A 15,648-nucleotide genomic window follows, 5' to 3' on the forward strand; every position below is an offset into this window, starting at 1 on the left:
CCCCTGTACCCCCCCTCAGCGCAGGGTGTCCAGATAGCGCTCTGCGTCGAGCGCCGCCATGCACCCGCTACCCGCCGAGGTCACGGCCTGGCGGTAGACCTGGTCCATGACGTCGCCGGCGGCGAAGACGCCGGGAATGCTGGTGGCGGTGGCGTTGCCCTCGAGGCCCGAGCGCACGCGGATGTAGCCGTTGACCATCTCGAGCTGGCCTTCGAAGAGCGCAGTGTTCGGCGTGTGCCCGATGGCGACGAAGATGCCGGTCAGCTCCAGGTCCCGCACCGTGCCGTCCTTGACGCTGCGGACCCGGGCCCCGGTGACCCCGCTGGCGTCGCCCAGCACTTCGTCGAGCACCGCATCCCAGAGCAGGGTGACGTTGCCGCTGCGTGCCTTCTCGAACAACCGCTCCTGCATGATCTTCTCGGCGCGCAGGGAGTCCCGGCGGTGGATGAGCGTCACGTGGGAGGCGATGTTCGACAGGTAGAGCGCCTCCTCGACCGCGGTGTTCCCCCCGCCGATGACGGCAACCGTCTGCCCCCGGTAGAAGAAGCCGTCGCACGTGGCGCAGGCCGAGACGCCGCGCCCCTTGAATGCCTGCTCGGAGGGCAGGCCGAGGTATCGCGCGGAGGCGCCCGTCGCGATGACGAGTGCATCGCAGGTGTACACCGCCGAATCGCCGTGCAGGCGGAAGGGCCGTTCGGTCAGAACGGCCTGGCTCACCTGGTCGAACACGATGTCCGTTCCGAAGCGCTCCGCGTGCCGGCGCATCCGCTCCATGAGCTCCGGTCCCTGGACGCCCCCGTCGTCGCCTGGCCAGTTGTCCACCTCGGTGGTCGTCATCAACTGGCCGCCCTGTTCCAGCCCGGTGACCAGGAGCGGCTTCAGATTGGCGCGCGCGGCGTAAACCGCTGCCGTGTAACCGGCAGGGCCGGAGCCGAGGATGAGCAGGCGAGAGTGTCGGACATTCGTCATGATGGGGATGCTCCAGAAAAGAACCCCGGCACGCCCGAAGAGGTGTTCGTGCGCGCGCTTGTAAATGTTGCCGGAAATGGTAAGGCATGGCGCGGGGTGGGGCAAAGGACGTGTCGCCCCGTCCTCGAGGCCGCGGTGGCCGGCCCCCCGTGAAGGGTGGTGATATCATCGGAGCCTCGAGGGCTGGGGTGGCCGGGCAAAGGCGCCCCGACTCGTGGCATACTAATTAGAGAGTTACGGGAAGATACTCGAGCGGTTTATCGTTTTGGCGCAGGCGATCCCCAAAAAAACCAACCGGTCGGTGGCCCTCGGGGCCCATCTCGGCCGTGGACTTCGCGAGGTCCTGTTCATCGTCGGTGGTGTCACTGCCGTCTACCTGCTGGTGTCGCTTCTCAGCTACCACCCGACCGACCCCGGGTGGTCCCAGGTCGGTACTGCGGGCCGCGTCGCGAACCGTGGCGGCATCGCCGGCGCCTGGCTCGCGGACGTAGGCCTCTATCTCTTCGGTTATCTCGCGTACCTGTTTCCGGCGCTGCTGGCCGTGGCGGGTTGGTCCATCTACCGGGGCGGCAAGCTCCCCACTCCCGGCTCGTGGCACGCCGCGGCGAGCCGGGCGAGCGGATTCCTGCTGACACTCACCGCCGGCTCGGGTCTCGCGACGCTGCACTTCGCCGCCCGCGGCCTGCCGCTGGCCGCGGGCGGGGCCCTCGGCGACGTGGTGGGCCGAGGGCTCGCGGGGCTCTTCAGCCCCCTCGGGGCCACGCTGTTCCTGCTGGCGCTGTTCCTCGTGGGCGTGACACTGTTCACCGGCCTGTCCTGGTTCGCCGTCATGGACGCGGTCGGGCACTTCACGGTCGAGGCGCTGTCCTGGGTCGCGGGTCTCCCCCGCAGGCTGAGGGAGGCGCTGCGGGCGCGCAAGGCGAGGCAAGAACGGGAGACGGTGGTCGCTCGCGCCAAGGCAAAGACCACGCGCCGCGCGCCACCTCGAATCGAGCCCGTCGCCGGTCCCTTGCAGCCGAGCGTTCGGGTCGAGAAGGAGCGGCAGGTGCCCCTCTTCGAGCCGTCTGGGGAGGGTGGGCTGCCGCCGCTGTCGCTGCTCGACCCCGCGCCCGTGTCCCAGACACCCATCGGGAAGGCGGCCCTGGAGGCCATGTCCCGGCAAGTCGAGGTGAAGCTGCTCGACTTCGGGATCGAGGTACAGGTGGTGGCGGTGCACCCCGGGCCGGTGGTCACGCGCTTCGAGCTGCAGCCCGCCCCGGGCCTGAAGGTCAGCCGCATCAGCGCCCTCGCGAAGGATCTGGCGCGCTCGCTGTCGGTGGTGAGTGTGCGCATCGTCGAGGTGATCCCGGGGAAGTCGGTCATCGGCCTGGAGATCCCCAACGAGCACCGGGAGCTCGTGGTGCTCAGCGAGATCCTGAAGTCCAAAGAGTACGACGAGCTCTCTTCGGCCGTCGCGCTCTCGCTCGGCAAGGACATCGGGGGACGCCCGGTGGTGGTGGACCTCGCGCGCATGCCGCACCTGCTGGTGGCCGGTACGACCGGATCGGGGAAATCCGTGGCCATCAACGCGATGGTGCTGAGCCTGCTCTACAAGTCTTCACCGGCCGAGGTTCGCCTCATCCTGGTGGACCCCAAGATGCTGGAGCTCTCGGTGTACGAGGGGATCCCCCACCTTTTGGCGCCGGTCGTGACCGACATGAAGGAGGCGGGGAACGCGCTGCGCTGGTGCGTGGCGGAGATGGACCGCCGGTATCGAGTGATGTCCGCCCTCGGGGTGCGTAACCTCGGTGGGTACAACCGTAAGGTCAAGGAGGCCTCCTCACGCGGAAGCCCGCTGCGCGACCCCGTGTTCAAGGGCGGGGAGGGCGAAGAGGTCCCGCTCCTGACGACGCTGCCGCTCGTGGTCGTGGTCATCGACGAGCTGGCGGACATGATGATGGTGGTGGGCAAGAAGGTCGAAGACCTTATCTGCCGTCTCGCCCAGAAGGCGAGGGCCTCCGGCATACACCTCATCCTGGCGACCCAGAGGCCCTCCGTGGACGTCATCACGGGGCTCATCAAGGCCAACATTCCGACCCGCATCGCGTTCCAGGTCTCCTCGAAGGTGGATTCGCGCACCATCCTGGACCAGATGGGGGCCGAGCACCTCCTGGGCCACGGCGACATGCTCTACCTTCCGCCGGGGAGCGGCGCTCCGATCCGGGTCCACGGGGCGTTCGTGTCGGACAACGAGGTCCACCGCGTCGTGGAGCACCTGCGCGCGCACGGCAAGCCGGACTACGTGCACGAGATCCTGCAGGCCGCGGAGGAGCAGGAGAACGGTGAAGGTGGCGAGGCCGCGGGAGGAGAGAAGGACCCGCTCTACGACCAGGCGGTGGTCATCGTCATGGAGAGCCGCCGCGCTTCCATCTCGGGCGTGCAGCGACGCCTCAAGATCGGTTACAACCGGGCAGCCCGCATGATCGAGGAAATGGAGCGGGCGGGTCTCGTGGGCCCGCTCCAGTCCAACGGCAGCCGCGAGGTGCTCGTGCCTTCGACGCCACGCTGAGCGCCGCGGCTGAAGCGCCTGTCAACCTCCCTCAGGTCCCTGCCCCTATGACCCCCATCTTGAAAGTCGCATTCCTGGCCGTACTGCTCTCGGTGAGCAGCGGCGCTGGCGCGGACGTCGCGCGGCTCAAGACCTTTCTCAGCGAGATGAAATCGCTCGAGGCCGCCTTCGAGCAGACCGTCGAGGACGAAAAGGGACGCAACCTGGAGAGCTCCTTCGGCCGCTTCTACCTGTCGCGGCCGGGCCGGTTCCGCTGGAGCTACACGGTGCCCTACGTCCAGGAGATCGTCTCGGACGGGGAGGAGGTCTGGATCTACGACAGCGAGCTCGCTCAGGTCACGGTGAAGAGCGCGCGGGAGGCGCTGGCGAATGCCCCAGGGCTGTTGTTGAGCACGAATCGCCCCCTGGAGGCGGAATTCGTCCTCACCGACCTCGGCCGTAAGGGGGACCTGGAGTGGGTGGAGCTCACCCCGAAATCCACCGACGCGCCCTTCCGCAAGGTGCGCATCGGACTGCGCGGGCGGGACCTGGCCGAGATGGAGTTGGCGGACGGATTCGGTCAGCTGACGCGCCTGCGTTTCAAGGGCGCGGTCAAGAACCCGAAGTTGAGCCCTGAGCTCTTTCGCTTCGAGCCGCCGGATGGAGTGGACGTCATGCGCGACCCCAGCGGGACGCGCTGAGGGCGCTCGTCGCCGAGCCTGCCTTGAGCGAGACCCCCTCCCACGCCCCCCTCGCGGACCGCGTGCGGCCCGACCGGGTCGAGGACCTCGTGGGACAGGAGCGCATCCTCGGGCCTGGGCGGCCCCTACGCGAGGCGTTGCAGACCGGGCGCCTGCACTCCATGGTGCTCTGGGGTCCCCCGGGGACGGGCAAGACGACCCTGGCGCGCCTGCTGGCCCGCTCTGCCCACGCGCAGTTCATTCCCCTGTCCGCCGTCCTGGCGGGAGTCAAGGACATCCGCGAGGCCGTGGCCCGGGCGCAGGCATACCGGCAGGCCGAGGGCGGGGAGACGATCCTGTTCGTCGACGAGGCCCACCGCTTCAACAAGGCTCAGCAGGACGCATTCCTTCCCTACGTCGAGGACGGCACCCTCACCTTCATCGGGGCCACGACGGAGAACCCCTCCTTCGAGCTGAACAGCGCGCTCCTGTCGCGCTGCCGGGTGTATGTCCTGGAACCGCTCGGGCCCGAGGACGTCCGCCGGGTGATCGACCGCGCGATCGAGGACCCGCAGCGCGGACTCGGCGCTGCGGGGCTGCGGATGGCGGATGCCGAGCGTGACCGGTTGGCCCGGGCCGCGGACGGTGACGCCCGCCGGGCCCTGAACGTCCTCGAGGTCGCCGCGGAGCTCGCGTCGGGGGGCGGGCGTGGCGGTGAGGTCAGCGCCGAGGTGCTGGACGCGGTGCTGACCGGTGACGTCCGGCGGTTCGACCGCGGGGGCGATGTCTTCTACGACCAGATCTCCGCGCTCCACAAGTCCATCCGGGGCTCCGACCCGGACGCCGCGCTCTATTGGCTCGCGCGCATGCTCGACGGGGGCTGCGACCCCCTCTACCTGGCGCGCCGTCTGGTCCGGGTTGCCAGCGAGGACGTGGGAAACGCGGACCCCCGGGCCCTGTCGCTGGTGCTCGCGGCCTGGGACGTGCAGGAGCGGCTCGGTCACCCGGAGGGGGAACTGGCCCTTGCGCAGGCCGTCACCTACCTCGCCAGCGCGGCCAAGAGCAACGCCGTCTACGTCGCATTCGGCGAGGCCCGGGAGGACGTGCGGCGCCTGGGATCCCTGGCGGTGCCCCTGCACCTGCGCAACGCCCCCACCGCCCTGATGCGCCGTCTCGACTACGGCGCGGCGTACCGCTACCCTCACGACGAGCCGAACGCCTACGCGGCCGGCCAACGGTATTTCCCGGACGGGATGCCCGAGCGGCGCTACTACCGGCCCGTGCCGCGGGGGCTGGAGAGCCAGATCGCCGAGAAACTCGAGCGCCTGCGGGCCCTGGATTCGGCTGCGGCCGGGACGACGGCGAAAGGGCGGGGCAAGGAGAAGGGAGGGTAGGCGCGGGAAGCGCTCACGACGACAACCGGCGCTCGCCCACGCCGGAGGGCCGGTCCCGGCGCGCCCGAAATCCCCGGTCCGGCCGGGCCACCTTTCCACCTGGGATGCAACCTTCAACGGCGACTTCTCATGCTAGACCCGAGGCTGTTCCGCAACGAGTTGGAAGACACCGCCCGCCGCCTCGCCCGCCGGGGGTACACGCTGGACACGGAGCGCGTCGCCAGGCTGGAGGCGGAGCGCAAGGCCGTTCAGGTGCGCACCCAGGAGTTGCAGGCCGAGCGCAACGCCCGCTCTCGGCTCATCGGGAAGGCGAAGGCGGGCGGCGAGGATACGGCTCCGCTACTCGCCGAGGTGGGGCGCCTCGGCGAGGACCTGAAGGGGGCGGAGGCCCGCCTCGAGGCGCTGCAGACCGAGATCGAGGGGTTCCTGCTCACGGTTCCCAACATCCCCCACGAGAGCGTGCCGTCCGGGGGCGGAGAGGGCGACAACGAGGAGGTCCGGCGCTGGGGGGAGCCGCGCGCCTTCTCCTTCGAGCCCCGGGACCACGTGGACCTCGGTGCCGCGCTCGGGCTGCTGGACTTCGAGACCGCGGCCAAGATCTCGGGTAGCCGCTTCGCGGTCCTGGCGGGGCCGCTCGCGCGCCTGCACCGGGCGCTCACCCAGTTCATGCTCGACCTGCACACCAGCCGCCACGGCTATCGCGAGGTCTACGTCCCCTATCTGGTCAACGCCGCGAGCCTGACCGGTACCGGGCAGCTGCCGAAGTTCAAGGAGGACCTCTTCCACATCCCGCTGCAGGACTACTACCTGATCCCGACCGCCGAGGTCCCCGTGACCAACATCGCCCGCGACCTCATCTTCGAAGCGGACGAGATGCCCAGGCGCTTCGTCTGCCACACGCCTTGTTTCCGCAGCGAGGCGGGGTCCTACGGAAAGGACACCCGGGGGATGATCCGCCAGCACCAGTTCGAGAAGGTCGAGATGGTCCAGATGGTGCCGCCAGGGGATTCCTACCGCGCCCTGGAAGAGCTCACGGGGCACGCCGAAGCGGTCCTGCAGGCCCTCGGGCTGCCGTACCGGGTCGTGACGCTCTGCACCGGTGACCTCGGCTTCTCGTCGGCCAAGACCTACGACATCGAGGTCTGGCTGCCGGGCCAGCAGCGCTATCGCGAGATCTCCTCCTGCAGCAACTTCGAGGACTTTCAGGCGCGGCGCCTGAAGGCCCGCTGGCGCAATCCGGACACGGGCAAGCCCGAGCTGCTGCACACCCTGAACGGCTCGGGGCTCGCTGTCGGGCGCGCCCTGGTGGCAGTCATGGAGAACTGCCAGGAGGCGGACGGGCGGATTGCCGTCCCCGAGCCGCTACGGGCCTACATGGGCGGCGCCACTCACGTGGGCTGACCGCCCGTGCCGGTCTAGAGCGCGGCGAGGATTGCGTCGACGCTCTTCTTGGCGTCGCCGAAGAGCATGCGGGCGTTGTCCTCGAAGAACAGCGGGTTCTCGACCCCGGCGTAGCCGGTGGCCATGCTGCGCTTCATGATCACGACCGTCCTGGCCTTCCACACCTCCAGCACCGGCATGCCCGCGATGGGGCTGTCCGGGTCGGTCTGGGCGCTCGGGTTGACGATGTCGTTGGCCCCGATGACGAGGACGGCGTCGGTGCGCGGGAAGTCGGGGTTGATCTCGTCCATCTCGAGCACGATGTCGTAGGGCACCTTCGCCTCGGCCAGGAGCACGTTCATGTGCCCGGGCATGCGCCCCGCGACCGGGTGGATGGCGAAACGCACCTTGACGCCGCGCGCCCGCAGCTTCTCCGAGATCGCGGCGATGGGGTACTGGGCCTGGGCGACGGCCATGCCGTAACCGGGAACGATGACGACCTGGTCGGCATCCTTCAGGAGCTGGGCGGTGTCCTCCGCCGTGATGGGGTTGACCGCTCGTCCCTCCGCGACTCCGGCGCCGGACGCGCCCTTGGGCGTCCCGAAGCCTCCGGCGATCACGGCGAGGAACTTGCGATTCATCGCCCGGCACATGATGTAGGAGAGGATCGCACCGCTCGAGCCCACCAGGGCACCCGTAACGATCAGCAGGTCGTTCGACAACATGAAACCGGTCGCCGCGGCTGCCCACCCGGAGTAGCTGTTCAGCATCGAGATCACCACGGGCATGTCCGCGCCGCCGATGGCGATGACCATGTGGATGCCGAAGAGGAAGGCGAGCAGCGTCATGAGGAGCAGCGCCACCAGGCCGCCCCTGGGGTCCGCTTGCAGGAACTCCCACCCGAGCCAGAGGCTGACGAGCAGCAGGCCCAGGTTCACCCAGTGCCGGGCCGGGAGCAGCACGGGCTTGCTCGTGAAGATCCCCTGCAGCTTGCCGAAGGCAACGACCGAGCCGGTGAAGGTCACGGCGCCGATCAGGACGCCCAGGTAGATCTCGACCTCGTGGATCGTGCGCTCGACCCCGTGATGCTGCACGGAGGGGTCGAGATAGCTGGCGTACCCGACCAGAACGGCGGCGAGGCCGACGAAGCTGTGCAGCATCGCGACCAGCTGCGGCATCGCCGTCATCACCACACGTCGTGCGACCACGATCCCAATCACCGCCCCGATGCCCATGGTGACGGCGATCAGGGCGTAGGCGTTCACGTGGGGCAGGGCGAGCGTCGCCACGATGGCGATCGCCATGCCGACCATCCCGTAGAGGTTTCCCCGGCGCGCCGACTCCGGGTGCGAGAGGCCACCGAGGCTCAGGATGAAGAGGACGGCGGCGACGAGGTATGCGCTGCTGATCAGTCCCTGAGACATGGGTCGGTCCTCTACTTGCGGAACATCTGCAACATGCGCTGCGTGACGAGAAAGCCGCCCGCGACGTTGATCATCGAGAGCAACACCGCGAAGGCGGCAAGGACCGTGACCACGCCGGGAAAGGGTCCGGAGATCTGGAGCAAGGCGCCGAGCACGATGATCCCGCTGATTGCGTTCGTCACGCTCATGAGGGGTGTGTGCAGGGCGGGGGTGACGCTCCAGACCACCTTGTAGCCCACGAAGATGGCGAGCACGAACACGGTGAGGTGGTTCAGGAGCTCACGGGGCGCCACGGTGCCGACGGCGAGGAAGGCGAGTGCGCCCACGAGCAACGCGATGGCCGACCCGAGGCCGGCCCGCGCGGCCGGCTCCTCTTTCGCGGGCTGGGCCGGTTTCGCGGAGACCGGGGATTTCGGGGGGGCCTTCGAGAGCTTGGGGGCAGGGGGTGGCCAGGTGATCTCGCCTTCCCGGATCACGGTCGCGCCGCGGATGACCTCGTCCTCCATGTCGACCACGATCCGCCCGTCCTTCGCGGGGGTCAGGTCCGTCAGCAGGTGGCGCACGTTCGTCGAGTACAGCCGGCTCGACTGGGTCGGCAGGCGGCTCGGCAGGTCCGTGTAACCGATGATGGTGACCCCGTGGCGCACGACCACCTTTCCCGGCTCGGTGAGCGCGCAGTTGCCGCCCTGCTCGGCCGCCAGGTCGACGATCACGCTGCCGTCGGCCATGGACTGCACCATCTCCTCGGTGATCAGTTTCGGGGCAGGCTTCCCCGGGATCAGCGCGGTCGTGACGATGATGTCGACCTCGCGCGCCTGCGCGGCGAAGAGCGCCATCTCGGCCTTGATGAAGGCCTCGCTCATCACCTTCGCGTAACCACCCGCCCCGCTGCCTTCCTCCTCGAAGTCCAGCATGAGGAACTCGGCCCCCATGCTCTTCACCTGGTCCCTTACCTCCGGCCGGGTGTCGAAGGCGCGCACGACTGCACCCATGCCGTGGGCGGTGCCGATGGCGGCGAGGCCCGCCACGCCCGCGCCGATGATCAGCACCTTGGCCGGCGGAACCTTGCCCGCTGCGGTGATCTGTCCGGTGAAGAAGCGCCCGAAGTGTCCCGCGGCCTCGATGATGGCGCGGTAGCCCGCGATGTTGGCCATGGAGGAGAGGGCGTCGAGCTTCTGCGCCCGGGAGATGCGGGGCACGCTGTCCATGGCGATGACGGTCGCCTTGCGCGCCGCGAGCCGCTGCATCAGCTCGGGATTCTGGGCTGGCCACAGGAAGCTCACGAGGGTAGCGCCCTCCCGGAGCAGTTCGGCCTCGTGCACGCCGAGCGCCGGATGGGGCTCGGGCGCGCGGACCTTCAGGACGAGGTCGGCTGAGGCCCACAGGGCTTGGGCGTCGTGTGCGATCTCCGCTCCGGCTTCCCGGTAGAGGTCGTCCGGGAAGTGGGACAGCGCCCCGGCGCCTGCCTCGACGGACACCGTGAAACCGAGCTTGACGAGCTCTCGGACGGACTCGGGCGTCGCCGCCACGCGCGCCTCGTTTTCGTGGATCTCCCGCGGAATTCCGATTCTCACGTCCCGGGTCTCCTCGCTGCCTGTGGGGCGTTTCGAGCCCCTGGAGGGGGCGGCGGATTATAGCCGAAAACGTGGACCGGCCTTGCGCCCGGGGCAAGCCGGTTCGTCGAAGGGGCCAGAAACGGCGAAGCCCCGGTGTCGGCCGGGGCTTCGGGTGGGGTACTGCGGCGAGCGGGTGCCTATTCGTCGCCGCCGAAGACCCCCAGCAGGTGCAGCAGACTGCTGAAGAGGTTGTAGATGGAGACGTACAGCGTCACGGTGGCGGAGACGTAGTTCGTCTCGCCGCCGTGGATGATTGTGCTCGTTTCCCAGAGGATCAGCCCGGACATCAACAGCACGAAGATCGCCGAGACGGCGAGCGACAGCCCGCTCAGCCCGAACAGGATCGCGGCGAGGCCTGCCAGGAAGGCTACGAGGATCCCCGCCATGAGGAAACCGCCGAGGAAGCTGAAGTCCTTGCGGCTGGACAGAGCGTACGCGGACATGGCGATGAAGATGACGCCGGTGCCGGCGAGCGCCATCGCCACGACCTGACTCCCGTTCGGCAGGGCGGTCATGTAGTGGTTCAGGATGGGACCCAGGGTGAGGCCCATGAAGCCGGTCAGCGCGAAGACGAAGAGCAGCCCGAGGCTGCTGTTGCGGAACTTGTTCGTGAGGAACAGCAGCAGGAAGTAGCCGCCGAGCGTCACCAGCAGGCCGGGGTGCGGCATGCGGGTGGCCATCGCGACGCCGGCCGTCAGGGCGCTGAACAGCAGCGTCATCGCGAGAAGAAGATAGGTGTTGCGCAGGACCTTGTTGGTCTCGAGGACCGATTCCATCGGTCGGGAGTAGGCCGGGAAGGTCTGGCTCATGTCGTTCTCCGTGCTTGGGTGCGTTTGCCCACGGACATCTCAGACCTCGCTGGATGACCGGAGGTTCCGCGATGATATCGGGCGCCCTGGACCCGTCAACCCGAGGAGAGCCCGGGCGGGGCCTGGTCGCGACGATTTGCGCTATGCTTGGCGCTCCCCCTTTCCGAGGAGGGTGGGTTGGCCGAGCGGTTGAAGGCACTAGTCTTGAAAACTAGCAAGGGAGCAATCCCTTCCTGGGTTCGAATCCCAGACCCACCGCCATCACCACACGTCGCAAGGCCTTCGCTGGCGTCGTGCGACACCTCGAGCCTGCCGTCAATCGCGCCGGTAGGTCCCCATGAGATGCGCCCGTCCGATCACGTGCCCCTCCATGGCCTTCTCCAACGTCGCCTTGGTGGGCTTGCCGAGTTCCGGGAGCACCACGTCGAGGGCATAGAGCTTGTGGAAGTAGCGGTGGCGCCCGATGGGCGGACAGGGACCTCCGTAGCCCGTGCGCTTCCAGTCGTTCACGCCCTCGCGGGTGCCGGCGGGCAGACCGGCCGAAGCCACGGCCTCAGGCAGGCCGCTCGAGTCCGCCGGAAGGTTGTAGAGGACCCAGTGGACCCAGGTCATCTTCGGCGCCGCGGGGTCGGGGGCGTCCGGGTCGTCGACGATCAGGGCGAGGCTCTTCGTGCCGGCGGGCACCCCGGACCACGCCAGGGGGGGTGAGTGGTCCTTGCCGTCGCAGGTGTACAACGTGGGAATCGCACCGTCGGGTGCAAACGCGGTCGAGGTGATGGTCAGGCTCATGGCGCGATCTCCTCCGGCTGCGCCGACGGCGGGGCCCGTCGTCGCGAACGCCGCCAGGGCGCCGAGCAGCAACACCCCCATCAGCGGCAGGATGCGCTGCCGCCAGGCGCTCGTGTGACTGGACATGGGTTGATGTGTGCGCTCCGCGCCGTCCTGCCAGTATCATGCGCTGCGGTTCCGACCAAAGGAAGCCGATCGTTCATTCCCATCTCGTCAAGGTGAACTATGGACCTTTCCAGCGATTACCTGGGTTTCCGGCTCAAGCACCCCGTGATGCTGGGGGCCTCGCCGCTCGTGCAGGATTTGGACAAGGTGAAGCAGGCCCAGGACGCGGGGGCGTCGGCCATCGTCATGCACTCCCTGTTCCAGGAACAGATCGAGCACGAGCGGCGGCTCGAGGAGCGTCGTGCGGAGGTCAACGAATCCTTTGGCGAGGCCCTGAGCTACCTGCCGGCCTCGAGCGAATACCTGGTGGGTCCCGACGCCTATCTGGAGAAATTGCGCAAGGTCAAGGAGGCCGTGGACGTCCCCGTGATCGGGTCGCTGAATGGCACGACCCAGGCGGGCTGGCTCGACTACGCCCGACTCATCGAGCAGGCCGGGGCGGACGCGCTGGAATTGAACGTCTACACCGTGGGCGGTGATCCGGCCGAGGACTGTTCCACCATCGAGAAGCGATTGGTCGACATGGTGGCTGCGGTGGCCGGCAAGACGAAGCTGCCCATTGCGGTGAAGCTGTCTCCGACCTACACGGGGCTCTCCCACCTCGCGCGCCAGTTGTCCGCGGCCGGCGCCAAGGGGCTGGTGCTCTTCAACCGGTTCTACCAGCCCGACATCGACGTGGAGAACCTGGACGTCGCGTTGAAGCTCGAGTTGTCGACCTCGTCCGAATTGCTCTCGCGGCTGCGCTGGATGGCGCTCCTGTCCGGGCGCGTCGACGTCTCCCTCGGGGTGACGGGTGGGGTGCACACGCCCAACGACGCCCTCAAGGCGGTGATGGCCGGCGCGCACGGCGTGCAGGTCGTGTCGGCGGTGCTGAAGAACGGTGTGGGCGTGGTGACCCGGTTGGTCGAGGGGCTCGACCGGTGGCTCACCGAGCACGAATACGAATCCCTGGAGCAGGCGCAGGGCAGCATGAGCCTCTGGCGCAGCCCCAGGCCCGAGATGTACGAGCGCGGAAACTACATCCGCATCCTGCAGGGCTACTCGCGCTCCTGGCGCTAGGGCGGATGCAGGGGTAGCGAAGGTGGGCGCAAGGGCGGCGGAGGCCCGATGGGTCTCCGCCGGGCCCCGTAACGGCTGGGCCCGCGCTCTGGGCGCTACGGCAGGATTGGGTTTGGCTCCCCGGGACGGGCTCGAACCGCCGACCTAGTGATTAACAGTCATTCCGGTCCGCCTCAAGCCCCCTCACACCTTACCCCTTCCGATCCGCCTGAAACCCGCGCTCCGCCTTGCGTTGCGGGGTGTCTGGGCCTATGCTTCCTAACAGGCCCAAACACCCCTTAACGCCCCGAGTCTGTTACCCAACTGTTACCCAAGCCCTGAACCCGTCACTCGGCCTGTTCGGGTGACGGATCGTCACTCTAGGAAGGGGGCGTTGGGTAACAAGCCGCGCGAGGTTACCCATGAAAGCGAAGCTGACCGACCTTGCCGTTGACCGTCTGAAGCCCCCCGCCGCCGGCCGGGTCGACGTGTTCGACGCCGTGCTCCCGGGGTTCGGCGTGCGCGTGTCTGCGACCGGCCGCCGGACGTGGTTCGTCATGTACCGCCACAACGGCAAGCAGGTACGCCAGGCCCTCGGGGAGGCCCGCCGCCCGGTCGACCCCGAGGGGGTCGGGGTGTCGCTGGCCGAAGCCCGTGACGCCGCACGCAAGGCGATCGCTCTGGTCGACCGTCACGAGGATCCCCGGCGCGCGCCGGCCGAGGTTCTGCCCGAACAGGCCCGGGAGTCCTTCGCCCGCGTGGCGGAGGACTACCTGCGGCTCTACGCCATGCCCCGGCTCAAGGGGGCGCGCGCCGTCGCGGCTGTGATCCGCGGCAAGCTGATCCCTGTGTTCGGCTCGAAGCCGATCACGACGGTCGCCCGCCGCGACGTGCTCGACGTGGTGGACACCCTCGCCGCGGCGGGCAAGGGCACCATGGCGAACCGGACGCTCGCCTATACCCGCAAGCTGTTCAACTGGGCTGTCGAGCGTGGTGTGCTCGAAGCCTCCCCGCTCGCCGGGGTTGGGCTCCCCAGCAAGGAGCAAAGCCGCGACCGTGTGCTCGACGACCGGGAGCTCGCCGGCGTGTGGGAGGCCGCGGGCCGGCTCCCCTACCCCTGGGGATCGTTCGTGCGGCTCGCCGCGATCACCGGGCAACGGCCGGCCGAGATCGCGGGCATGCGCCGGGGGGATCTCGACGGCTCCCTGTGGTCGATCCCCGATCCCAAGAACGCAACCCCCCACCTGATCACTCTGCCCCCGGCTGCCCTCGCCGTGCTGGCGGAGTGCCCCGAGCTGGAGGGGCCGTTCGTGCTCTCGACGACCGGGGGCGGCAAGGCGATCCGGCCGGGCTCGAACCTGAAGGCGGAGCGCGACCCGCGCCGGACTCCTCGCAAGGGGGAGAAGCCCGAGCCGTGGGCGCCCGGGCGGCTCGACAAGGCCCTCGCCGAGCTCCATGCAGAGGACCCCCAGCGCTGGCCCCTGCCGGCCCCCTGGCGGCTCTACGACCTGCGTAGAACGGCCGCGTCGGGCATGGCGCGGCTCGGGGTCGCCCCCCATGTGATCGAGCGCGTGCTGAACCACCGGAGCGGCCAGATCAAGGGCGTCGCCCGGGTCTACAACCGGTTCGACTACCGCGAGGAGGTCGCCCACGCGCTGCGGCTGTGGGCACACCATGTCGAGGGGCTCGCCCTCGCGCCGGCTCCCGGGTCGACCGTGGTCGCCCTGCGGAGATCCTGATCGTGCCCCGCGTATGGTTCGAGGCCGAGCTCGCCCGGCGCGCGCTTCGGGAGCTCCGGGCCCAAGGCGTGTCGCCGCGGGTCGCCGCCTGCTTTGGCTTGTGCTTCGAGCCCGAGCTCTGGAGCGCACACGCGGAGTGGCTTGTGCCGCTGGCCGAGTACGAGGACCTCACCGATCGTCAGCGGGCCCTCTGCATGCTGGCCGGCGCGGCCCTGGCAGTCGCCCGCGAGGCCCAGCGACGTGCCGGGCCGCTCCAGGACCCGCGCGAGCGCGCCATGCGCGAGGAGCTCGGGCGACTCAATGAGGAGGTGTTCGGCGCCGCGGATCGGGAGCGCGAGCGGCAAGGCGAGCTCGGCCGACGGCACGGGTACGCGGACGCCCGGGAGCTTGCCCGCCGGCTCTACCTCACCCACCTGGCGGGCGACGTGCCGCACCTGCCCGCGCCGGACTTCGCGCGCTTGCTGGAGCCGTTCATGCGCGCCGCCCCCGAGCGCTTCGGGCTCCGGCGCGACCTGCTGCTGCGACCGAAACTTCCGCCGCTCGCGACCGTCGCCGACTGGCTCCGGCCGATCGAGCCGCCGGCCCTGCGCCGGGGCCGCGGACGCCCGAGAAAATAGGGACAACCGGTTTTCCCTATTTAATTCAAGCGCTTACATGTAGACACCCCTAAAAAGGGCTGCTAAACCTGCTCTCAGGCTCCACAACCCGAGAGTAGCGACCATGAAGAAGTTGATCAGCGCCAGGGCGATCAGGGAAAAGTTCGTCTCGATCGGCCGCAAGGACGGCGCGCCGAAAGCCCCCTCCGACATGTGGCTCCGCCGCCAGATCGACCGCGGCAACCTGCCCCCGCACGACGCCCTGATCAGCGGGATCCGCTACTGGCGCGAGGAGTCGGTCGACGCCGCGATCGAGCGCTTGATCGCGAACCCCAGCCGCACGAAAACGAACCGGCCGCCGGCCCGCAAGCCGCAAGGCGGCGTGTCGTGAGGGCCGCAATGGGCCGGCCGGGCGGGGGGCGCCCGGCCGGGAACAGCGAGGGGGGGGGAACGCGACCCGAGCGGGCCGCTGGTCAAAAAATAACCAATTCGGCGACTGTCCGCAACGGACACTTGTTCGCG

The 15,648-nt window shown here is 69.0% G+C and carries 13 protein-coding genes and 1 tRNA gene; 9 read left to right on the forward strand and 5 right to left on the reverse strand.

Going from position 1 to position 15,648, the window contains the following annotated elements; all coding sequences use genetic code 11:
* Window positions 1–15: 15 nt before the first annotated feature.
* A complete protein-coding gene (gene trxB / locus KA217_08515; protein ID MBP7712490.1) occupies window positions 16–969 on the reverse strand; it encodes a thioredoxin-disulfide reductase in 954 nt (317 codons plus the stop codon).
* A 265-nt stretch (window positions 970–1,234) separates the two neighbouring features.
* On the opposite strand from trxB, the gene KA217_08520 reads away from it, so the two are divergent.
* The 4 genes from KA217_08520 to serS all read left to right on the forward strand — a co-directional run bounded on the left by KA217_08520 (window position 1,235) and on the right by serS (window position 6,971).
* Window positions 1,235–3,517 (forward strand): DNA translocase FtsK 4TM domain-containing protein, encoded by a 2,283-nt coding sequence (locus KA217_08520; protein ID MBP7712491.1) that lies wholly within the window; start codon window positions 1,235–1,237, stop codon window positions 3,515–3,517.
* 59 nt (window positions 3,518–3,576) lie between these two features.
* On the forward strand, window positions 3,577–4,197 hold the full coding sequence (gene lolA / locus KA217_08525; GenBank protein MBP7712492.1) for an outer membrane lipoprotein chaperone LolA: 621 nt from the start codon (window positions 3,577–3,579) through the stop codon (window positions 4,195–4,197).
* Window positions 4,198–4,220: 23 nt separating this feature from the next.
* Window positions 4,221–5,570 (forward strand): replication-associated recombination protein A, encoded by a 1,350-nt coding sequence (locus KA217_08530; GenBank protein ID MBP7712493.1) that lies wholly within the window; start codon window positions 4,221–4,223, stop codon window positions 5,568–5,570.
* 129 nt (window positions 5,571–5,699) lie between these two features.
* Window positions 5,700–6,971 (forward strand): serine--tRNA ligase, encoded by a 1,272-nt coding sequence (serS, locus tag KA217_08535; GenBank protein MBP7712494.1) that lies wholly within the window; start codon window positions 5,700–5,702, stop codon window positions 6,969–6,971.
* A gap of 14 nt (window positions 6,972–6,985) precedes the next feature.
* On the opposite strand, the gene pntB is transcribed toward serS, so the two are convergent.
* The 3 genes from pntB to KA217_08550 form a co-directional block, all read right to left on the reverse strand.
* Complete coding sequence (gene pntB, locus KA217_08540; protein MBP7712495.1) at window positions 6,986–8,374, reverse strand: Re/Si-specific NAD(P)(+) transhydrogenase subunit beta; 1,389 nt, start codon at window positions 8,372–8,374, stop codon at window positions 6,986–6,988.
* An 11-nt stretch (window positions 8,375–8,385) separates the two neighbouring features.
* Window positions 8,386–9,948 (reverse strand): Re/Si-specific NAD(P)(+) transhydrogenase subunit alpha, encoded by a 1,563-nt coding sequence (locus tag KA217_08545; protein ID MBP7712496.1) that lies wholly within the window; start codon window positions 9,946–9,948, stop codon window positions 8,386–8,388.
* A gap of 179 nt (window positions 9,949–10,127) precedes the next feature.
* Complete coding sequence (locus KA217_08550) at window positions 10,128–10,799, reverse strand: Bax inhibitor-1/YccA family protein (protein ID MBP7712497.1); 672 nt, start codon at window positions 10,797–10,799, stop codon at window positions 10,128–10,130.
* 171 nt (window positions 10,800–10,970) lie between these two features.
* Between KA217_08550 and KA217_08555 the strand changes: the two genes are divergently transcribed.
* A tRNA-Ser gene (locus tag KA217_08555) sits at window positions 10,971–11,060 on the forward strand.
* A gap of 54 nt (window positions 11,061–11,114) precedes the next feature.
* On the opposite strand, the gene KA217_08560 is transcribed toward KA217_08555, so the two are convergent.
* Window positions 11,115–11,588 (reverse strand): YbhB/YbcL family Raf kinase inhibitor-like protein, encoded by a 474-nt coding sequence (locus KA217_08560; protein MBP7712498.1) that lies wholly within the window; start codon window positions 11,586–11,588, stop codon window positions 11,115–11,117.
* 225 nt (window positions 11,589–11,813) lie between these two features.
* On the opposite strand from KA217_08560, the gene KA217_08565 reads away from it, so the two are divergent.
* The 4 genes from KA217_08565 to KA217_08580 all read left to right on the forward strand — a co-directional run bounded on the left by KA217_08565 (window position 11,814) and on the right by KA217_08580 (window position 15,517).
* Window positions 11,814–12,812, forward strand: a complete 999-nt coding sequence (locus KA217_08565; GenBank protein ID MBP7712499.1) for a dihydroorotate dehydrogenase-like protein — start codon at window positions 11,814–11,816, stop codon at window positions 12,810–12,812.
* Between the two features lie 401 nt (window positions 12,813–13,213).
* Window positions 13,214–14,530 (forward strand): integrase family protein, encoded by a 1,317-nt coding sequence (locus KA217_08570; GenBank protein ID MBP7712500.1) that lies wholly within the window; start codon window positions 13,214–13,216, stop codon window positions 14,528–14,530.
* 2 nt (window positions 14,531–14,532) lie between these two features.
* Entirely contained in the window at window positions 14,533–15,147 is a 615-nt protein-coding gene (locus KA217_08575) for a hypothetical protein (GenBank protein ID MBP7712501.1), read from the forward strand.
* Between the two features lie 103 nt (window positions 15,148–15,250).
* A complete protein-coding gene (locus tag KA217_08580; protein ID MBP7712502.1) occupies window positions 15,251–15,517 on the forward strand; it encodes a hypothetical protein in 267 nt (88 codons plus the stop codon).
* The last annotated feature ends 131 nt before the right edge of the window (window positions 15,518–15,648 follow it).

The organism is Gammaproteobacteria bacterium, from assembly GCA_017999615.1.
Taxonomy (GTDB): domain Bacteria; phylum Pseudomonadota; class Gammaproteobacteria; order JAABTG01; family JAABTG01; genus JAGNLM01.

What these genes read in the sequence shown, in the direction of transcription:
- KA217_08560 (MBP7712498.1), bottom strand. Translation starts at nt 11,588, where the DNA reads ATGAGCCTGACCATCACCTCGACCGCGTTTGCACCCGACGGTGCGATT.
- KA217_08580 (MBP7712502.1), top strand. Translation starts at nt 15,251, where the DNA reads ATGAAGAAGTTGATCAGCGCCAGGGCGATCAGGGAAAAGTTCGTCTCG.
- serS (MBP7712494.1), top strand. Translation starts at nt 5,700, where the DNA reads ATGCTAGACCCGAGGCTGTTCCGCAACGAGTTGGAAGACACCGCCCGC.
- pntB (MBP7712495.1), bottom strand. Translation starts at nt 8,374, where the DNA reads ATGTCTCAGGGACTGATCAGCAGCGCATACCTCGTCGCCGCCGTCCTC.
- trxB (MBP7712490.1), bottom strand. Translation starts at nt 969, where the DNA reads ATGACGAATGTCCGACACTCTCGCCTGCTCATCCTCGGCTCCGGCCCT.
- KA217_08570 (MBP7712500.1), top strand. Translation starts at nt 13,214, where the DNA reads ATGAAAGCGAAGCTGACCGACCTTGCCGTTGACCGTCTGAAGCCCCCC.
- KA217_08565 (MBP7712499.1), top strand. Translation starts at nt 11,814, where the DNA reads ATGGACCTTTCCAGCGATTACCTGGGTTTCCGGCTCAAGCACCCCGTG.
- KA217_08550 (MBP7712497.1), bottom strand. Translation starts at nt 10,799, where the DNA reads ATGAGCCAGACCTTCCCGGCCTACTCCCGACCGATGGAATCGGTCCTC.